Source organism: Carboxylicivirga sp., assembly GCF_982718395.1.
Map to the genome: position 1 here is coordinate 1 of NZ_CEXQWX010000235.1, position 7,030 is coordinate 7,030.

Here is a 7,030-nt window from a genome sequence, read left to right on the forward strand (position 1 = left end):
AATTTAAAATGCATAAAACGGAGCGTTATAGGCCTCACAAAAATTTTAAAGAGCGTATAACAGTCTGTTATAGTCCCTTTTAAAATTTTGCTGAGTAACTAACACTGCGTTAGCCCCATTTTTAAAAACAAATTTGCCTTTAGAATGAATTTTATACCTGAAAAGAAAATTAAATGACACCCTAACGGAGTGTTTTATCCTTTTTTAAAATTAAAAATGCTTTGTAACGCTGTGTTAGTTTTTTTTAGAGAAAATAATGGGGTAGAGAACGGTAGGTTCAATTGGTATTTTTTTTGGCATGATCATGTTTTTCAGGGAAATAGTTGGATTAATCCATGCCCAGGCTATCGCGCGAATCCTTTCGCGTGATATTGAAACAAACCACACGAGAAGACTCGTGCGGGAGCGAAGGGATAACTGGTGTAGAAGAAGGATTAATGTTCAACTAAGTGATTTTCAATTTACTCCATCACCGGCTCGCCAAATGGAACGGGCTAACGCACCTTCAAAACGGTGTTTTGATAGGGTGGTAGGTGTAGTGAGAATTATACGGTAGTTTGGTTAATACATTTAACAAGTGGTCGTGCGGGTAAAAAGGATCGCATCTTTATTTGCATTGCAATTATAAAGATGCGATCCGTAAAACTTACCCTCGGAATCATCTTTAATCCTCTCTATTATTAAATCAAGTAAATGGATCACATCTTATTTGTTATTGGTAATACAACATAGAAGATGCGATCTGTAAAACTAAAAAAGCCCGGCAACACCGGGCTTCTATATTTTATCTTGTCTAAATATTATCTCATATCAATAACATCCACATCAGGATTGGCAGCTTTGTCGAATACAAAGGTTTTATCGTCGATGCTTTTGTTGGTTACCATGTTCTTTACCACTACTGTGTAATTGTTACCATCTTTACCAACCTGGCGGATAGAGTACAACTGAAGATTATCTTTTAAGACTAATAATTTAATGCGAGAGTATGGTTTATCACGATTTTCAGGATATAAATCAATTTCGTGACAGGCTTTACCATCAATGGTTCCTTCGGCTACATAGTTGTAGGTATATCCATCTTCGTAAATGGTAAAAATGGTTGCCGGATTAAGTGTTTCCTCATCTTCCAAATCCGGTATAGTGATGTTTACTTCATCGGCATCCAACATATGTGTATAAAGCACCTCGCCATCAAAGTAAGTGTCTACGTCCATCAGGTTAACTTTATATTTATTGCCTTTCAGGATGATGTTACCATCATACACCTCGTTGATTTCTTCCTGAAGGTTTTCTAATGCGAAAGAGAAATCGGCAACAATCGACGGATAGGCTTTTGTTTTAGCCGATACCTGGTCAAGAATTCCTTTGGCTTTTTCCGGTGATTGTGCGAAAGTAATAAGGCTGATAAATGCCAATGCTAGTGAAAGTGTGTATTTCATAGTGAATTATTTTTCAATATTTATTGCGTTAAGATGTGTGTCATTATTCAATAACTGTTCCAAAAAAAGTTGGATTAATTAAATTGACTCAAATGTTTTTCCAATTCCAGCTCATCAGGAATCAGTACCTGTCGGGCTTTACTACCTTCAAAAGGTCCAACCACTCCGGCTGCTTCCAACTGGTCAATGATACGTCCGGCACGGTTATATCCAATCGAGAAACGACGCTGAATAAGTGATGTTGATCCACTTTGATTAGCTACCACCACACGGGCAGCCTCCTCAAACATGGCATCTCGTTTACTCAAATCCACTTCACCGGCTGGCTGATCGGCTGTCTCACCAACATATTCAGGCAGTAGAAAGGCAGAGGTATAACCCCGCTGGTTACCAATAAAATCGTTGATACGCTCCACCTCAGGTGTGTCAACAAAAGCACATTGCACACGAACCAAATCGCTGCCCTGTGAAATCAACATATCACCACGACCAATTAACTGGTTGGCACCCGGCGAATCAAGGATGGTACGCGAGTCAATCATCGAAGCCACCTTAAAGGCAACGCGGGTAGGGAAGTTGGCTTTAATCACACCCGTAATAATATTGGTTGATGGACGCTGTGTGGCAACAATCATATGAATACCAACCGCACGGGCCAACTGTGCAATACGAGCAATAGGTAATTCCACTTCTTTACCGGCTGTCATAATCAGGTCGGCAAACTCATCAATTACCACCACTATATAAGGTAAGAAACGGTGTCCTTTCTCCGGATTCAACTGGCGCTTGACGAATTTGTGATTGTACTCCTTAATATTACGGGCATGGGCTGCTTTTAACAGCTCATAGCGGTTATCCATTTCAATCGCGAGCGAATTAAGGGTGTTCACCACCTTTTGTACATCGGTGATAATCGGATCTTCTTCATCAGGCATTTTAGCCAGGAAGTGGCGTTCTATTTTCGAATAGATATTTAATTCCACCTTTTTAGGGTCAACCATCACAAACTTTAACTGCGACGGATGCTTCTTATAAAGCAAGGAGGAGATAATGGCATTCAAACCAACCGATTTACCTTGTCCGGTAGCACCCGCCACCAGCATGTGAGGAGCTTTGGCCAGGTCAATAACAAAGGTTTCGTTGGAGATGGTTTTACCTAAAGCAATTGGCAACTCATATTTCGAATTCTGGAATTTTCTGGCATTGATAATGGTGCGCATGGCCACCACTTCAGGTTCAGAGTTTGGTACTTCAATACCAATGGTTCCGCGTCCCGGGATAGGAGCAATGATACGTATACCCAAAGCAGCCAGCGACAGGGCAATATCATCTTCCAGGTTTTTGATTTTCGAAATACGCACACCCGGAGCCGGTACAATCTCATACAGTGTAACCGTTGGTCCAACCGTAGCTTTAATATTCTTGATCTGTATCTTATAATCTTCGAGAGTTTTTACAATCCGGTTTTTATTCGATTCTAACTCTTCCATTGATACTTCAGAGTTGTCAGCACTGTGATCATCCAGTAATTCGATATTAGGTAACTGGTATGATGACAGATCAAGTGTCGGATCATAATCACCCAATGGCTCATTATTATAAGAATCAGGCATTTGTTCTTCCTCGCTTTTCTCAATGGTTAAATCCAGGCTGACATCATCATCTTCAACAGGAGCATCAACCGTTGGAGAAAACTCCAGGGTAGAGCCGGCTTCTGCATCTTTAACCGGTTCTTCCTCTTCTGATCCGTTCGTGGTTGGTTCTATTTCAATCTCAATTTCTTTATCGAAGGTCATGTCCTCAACAGGCTCCTGAGCCTGTTCCTCTTCATGTTCGATAGCTTCATCTTCAGTTGATACATCTGTATTAGCATCAGGTTTTAGATTATCCTGAGGTGATTTATTAACCGGACGGCTAACCATGCGGTAAAAAGAGTCGAAGGTGATGGACAAATAAATAACCAAACTAACAATCAGAACAATGATGGTACCTACACCACCAATGGCAGCACTTAACCACTTACTCATAAAATAGCCATGTGCGCCTCCCAACAACAGATATTGATCATTGACCGAGCTATTAAAAATAAATCCCAGTGCAACCGATAACCACACGGAAATAGCGAAGCAGTGAGCAAGTGTTTTACGCAAAGGCAATATGCGCGCTCCCAAAAGTCGAAAACCAATCACAAAAAGTAATAAGACGATGGTAAAGGCAGCTATACCAATACCTTGATTGATAAAAATATCAGCCAGCAGGGCTCCACGGTGTCCGGTCCAGTTTTGAACGGCAATGTCAGAACTTTTAAATAGTTCCCAACGGTTTATATCAAAAATGCTCTTATCGGCAAAACCTGTAAAGAGAAATGAGAAAAATGCTAACAGAAAGTAAAACGCAACGCCTATGGTAATAATTCCCGAAATAAAACGAAACTTAAAATCTTTGAAATTGTCACGTAAGGCACTGAAACGTTGAGTGATATTTAATTTTTGTTTTTTGCTTTTGGTCTTCTTCTTCGCCATATTTTCAATTGTTGTGCTGGGGATTGATTAGAGACAAAAATAATAAATCCAAGACCAATCGAATCAAACATAGATTAGTTTTTCAGATAAGGTTTGGTTTTATGGATCGCATCTTTATGACCAGTAGCAAATAAAGATGCGATCTGTTCTTTAGGAAAGTTGTAATGTCGCATGTGCAATACAATATATAAGCTTGCAAAAAACTCTCCTTAAAGGCTACTTTATACACAATTAATAGAAAGACATTTTTTTGGAATAGAGGCCTGATACTTTAATTATATGCTTCAGACTTACAGCCTGAGATTTACATAACATCTTTATCAAGGGGCGATCCCCCTTGTTGTGAAGTTTGAGGCTTTCAGCCACTATCTCAAAAAAATGTCTTTCCATTATAATTATAACGATGCGATCCGTAAACACATAATAAAAAAGGCACCTCGCAATGAGATGCCTCTTCTGTATTTTTATATAAATGCTTAATTAAGCTCCTAACGTAGCTACCATAACAGCTTTAATGGTGTGCATACGGTTTTCGGCCTGATCAAACACGATAGAAGCAGGTGATTCGAAAACATCCTCTGTTACTTCCATTCCGTCTAAACCAAATTTCTGGAAGATTTCTTCACCAACTTTTGTTTCACGGTTATGGAATGCAGGCAGACAGTGTAAGAATTTACAAGCTGGATTACCAGTTGCTTCCATTGTTTCCAAATTAATTTGGTATGGCTTCAACAATTCGATGCGCTCTTTCCATACTTCATCAGCTTCACCCATTGATACCCAAACATCAGTATAAAGGAAATCACAACCTGCAACTCCTTCTTTTACATCATCAGTGATAGTGATGGTAGCACCTGATTTCTCAGCTATTTCACGACATTGTTTCACTAAGTCAGCATCTGGCTGCAATGAAGAAGGACCTACGATACGAACGTCCATACCCATGATTGCTCCACCTACTAATAATGAGTTAGCCATGTTGTTACGTGCATCGCCAAGGTAAGCATATGATACCTGGTTTAATGGCACACTGGTGTGTTCCATCATTGTTAAGAAGTCAGCTAAGATCTGTGTTGGGTGGAATTCATCTGTTAATCCGTTCCAAACAGGTACACCTGCGTACTCAGCTAATTCTTCTACAATAGCCTGACCGTAACCACGGTACTCAATACCATCGTACATACGTCCTAATACGCGAGCTGTATCTTTCATCGATTCTTTATGTCCGATCTGTGAACCTGAAGGTCCAAGATAAGTAACATGTGCTCCCTGATCGTGAGCTGCTACTTCGAAAGCACATCTTGTACGTGTCGATGACTTTTCAAAAATCAGAGCAATGTTTTTACCTGTCATGCGTGGTTGCTCAATACCAGCATATTTAGCTGCTTTTAAGTCCTGCGACAATTTCAATAAAAACTTAATTTCTTCCTGTGAGAAATCCAACAACTTAAGGAAGTTCCGATTTTTAAGGTTGAATGCCATAATTCTTTGATTTATTATTTGTTATTTATTTGGTTTTCTTGTTCGTGCCAGGTGCGAGGTGCATCGTGTCTTCTCTCATAATAGATCGCTCACCTCTGCCTTTTGCCTCACCAGTTACTGTCTACTGACTAATAACTACTGACTATTTTACTTTTCGTACTTCTTTAAATCAGCTTCTTCGTATTCAGCTGTAATTTTGGTACCGTAAGCTTTATCTTCCAGTTTGGTGGCTTCAGTAATTACGCTCATATCTCCTCCACCTTCAACAAACTGAAGTGCGGCGTTGATTTTTGGCGCCATGCTACCTTCGCCAAACGTACCGGCATCAAGGTATTTTTTTGTATCCTCAACGTTTAAGAACTCCAATACCTTTTGATCAGGCTGGCCAAAGTTACTATAAACAAATGGTACATCTGTTAAAATATAGAAGCGATCTGCATTAATTTGACGAGCCAATAATGAATTAGCCAAATCCTTATCAATAACTGCTTCTATCGGACGAATATCGCCTTTTTCATCAGTGTAAACAGGCACTCCGCCTCCACCAACTGCAATAATGATGGTTCCTTCACGTGCGTTCTTTTCAATCACTTCCCAGTTACCTACTGTCTTAGGTTGTGGAGAAGGTACCACACGTCGAAATCCACTGGTGGTCTTTTTCTCTTCTTTAAAGGTCCAGCCTTTTTCAGTGCTTAATTTATCCGCTTCTTCTTTGGTTACAATCTTACCAATACGCTTGGTAGGGTTCTTAAACGCCTGATCATTCGGATCAACCTCTACAGTGGTCATCAATGTTAAAACATTACGCTTGATTCCATGCTTGCGCATCACATTCTTTAATGATCGCTCGATCATATAACCAATACCCCCCTGTGAATCGGCCACACATACATCTAACGGCATCTGAGGAATATTATACATTTGCTCACCGGCATCGTTACGCATCACAATGTTACCAACCTGTGGTCCGTTACCGTGTGAAATGACGATATTATATCCCTCTTTCAGCAGAAATACGATGTTTTCCAACGTATCTGTAGTATTTTGCTCTTGCTCATCAATGGTTCCAACCTGATTGTCGCGTAAAAGAGCATTTCCTCCAAGTGCAATAACAGCTAATTTGCCCATGGTTTCTTAGATTTTAGTTATTCGGTTTATAAAAAATAGGTCTTCAATTTGCGATATAACAAACTTTTAGTGATTTAATACATGATTATTGTCACACATTCTGTAGAACCTGTTATTAAGCATATTTGCCAACTTTCAATTTGAAACTATATCACTTTTTGTATCAGACGTTAATCAGATAATCTGTTCCTTTTTAACAATTAAATACCCTAATAAGATTATTACTTGGGCTATCGGGATCAATTAAAAATTTTACTTGTGATACGTCAAAGATCTTTCCCAATTTTAAAATCGTACAATCAACTACAACAGTTTCAACACAATCAAAATACTCTTGCCTTGCCTTCGGCGACTTACTTTTTGCACGAGGTGAATTAAAGCGAAGCGACAATCGTGAACTCCTTATAAACATCATTCTTTGTGAACAAAAACTAAGGAAAAACCCCGTTGGCTGCA

The 7,030-nt window shown here is 39.5% G+C and carries 5 protein-coding genes; all 5 read right to left on the minus strand.

The window, feature by feature from the left end; translation table 11 throughout:
- Window positions 1-800: 800 nt before the first annotated feature.
- A complete protein-coding gene (gene lolA1 / locus AC4MRQ_RS24050; RefSeq protein WP_491200276.1) occupies window positions 801-1,442 on the minus strand; it encodes an outer membrane lipoprotein periplasmic chaperone LolA1 in 642 nt (213 codons plus the stop codon).
- 74 nt (window positions 1,443-1,516) lie between these two features.
- Complete coding sequence (locus AC4MRQ_RS24055; RefSeq protein ID WP_491200277.1) at window positions 1,517-3,964, minus strand: FtsK/SpoIIIE family DNA translocase; 2,448 nt, start codon at window positions 3,962-3,964, stop codon at window positions 1,517-1,519.
- A 480-nt stretch (window positions 3,965-4,444) separates the two neighbouring features.
- Entirely contained in the window at window positions 4,445-5,446 is a 1,002-nt protein-coding gene (locus AC4MRQ_RS24060; RefSeq protein ID WP_491200278.1) for an ornithine carbamoyltransferase, read from the minus strand.
- Window positions 5,447-5,593: 147 nt separating this feature from the next.
- A complete protein-coding gene (arcC, locus tag AC4MRQ_RS24065; protein ID WP_491200279.1) occupies window positions 5,594-6,574 on the minus strand; it encodes a carbamate kinase in 981 nt (326 codons plus the stop codon).
- 193 nt (window positions 6,575-6,767) lie between these two features.
- Window positions 6,768-7,030: hypothetical protein (locus AC4MRQ_RS24070; RefSeq protein WP_491200280.1), on the minus strand; the 263-nt coding region annotated here is incomplete at its 5' end.

Bases quoted from the DNA above. Each gene is read 5' to 3' on its own strand.
- lolA1 (WP_491200276.1), bottom strand. From the start codon at position 1,442: ATGAAATACACACTTTCACTAGCATTGGCATTTATCAGCCTTATTACT.
- AC4MRQ_RS24055 (WP_491200277.1), bottom strand. From the start codon at position 3,964: ATGGCGAAGAAGAAGACCAAAAGCAAAAAACAAAAATTAAATATCACT.
- AC4MRQ_RS24060 (WP_491200278.1), bottom strand. From the start codon at position 5,446: ATGGCATTCAACCTTAAAAATCGGAACTTCCTTAAGTTGTTGGATTTC.
- arcC (WP_491200279.1), bottom strand. From the start codon at position 6,574: ATGGGCAAATTAGCTGTTATTGCACTTGGAGGAAATGCTCTTTTACGC.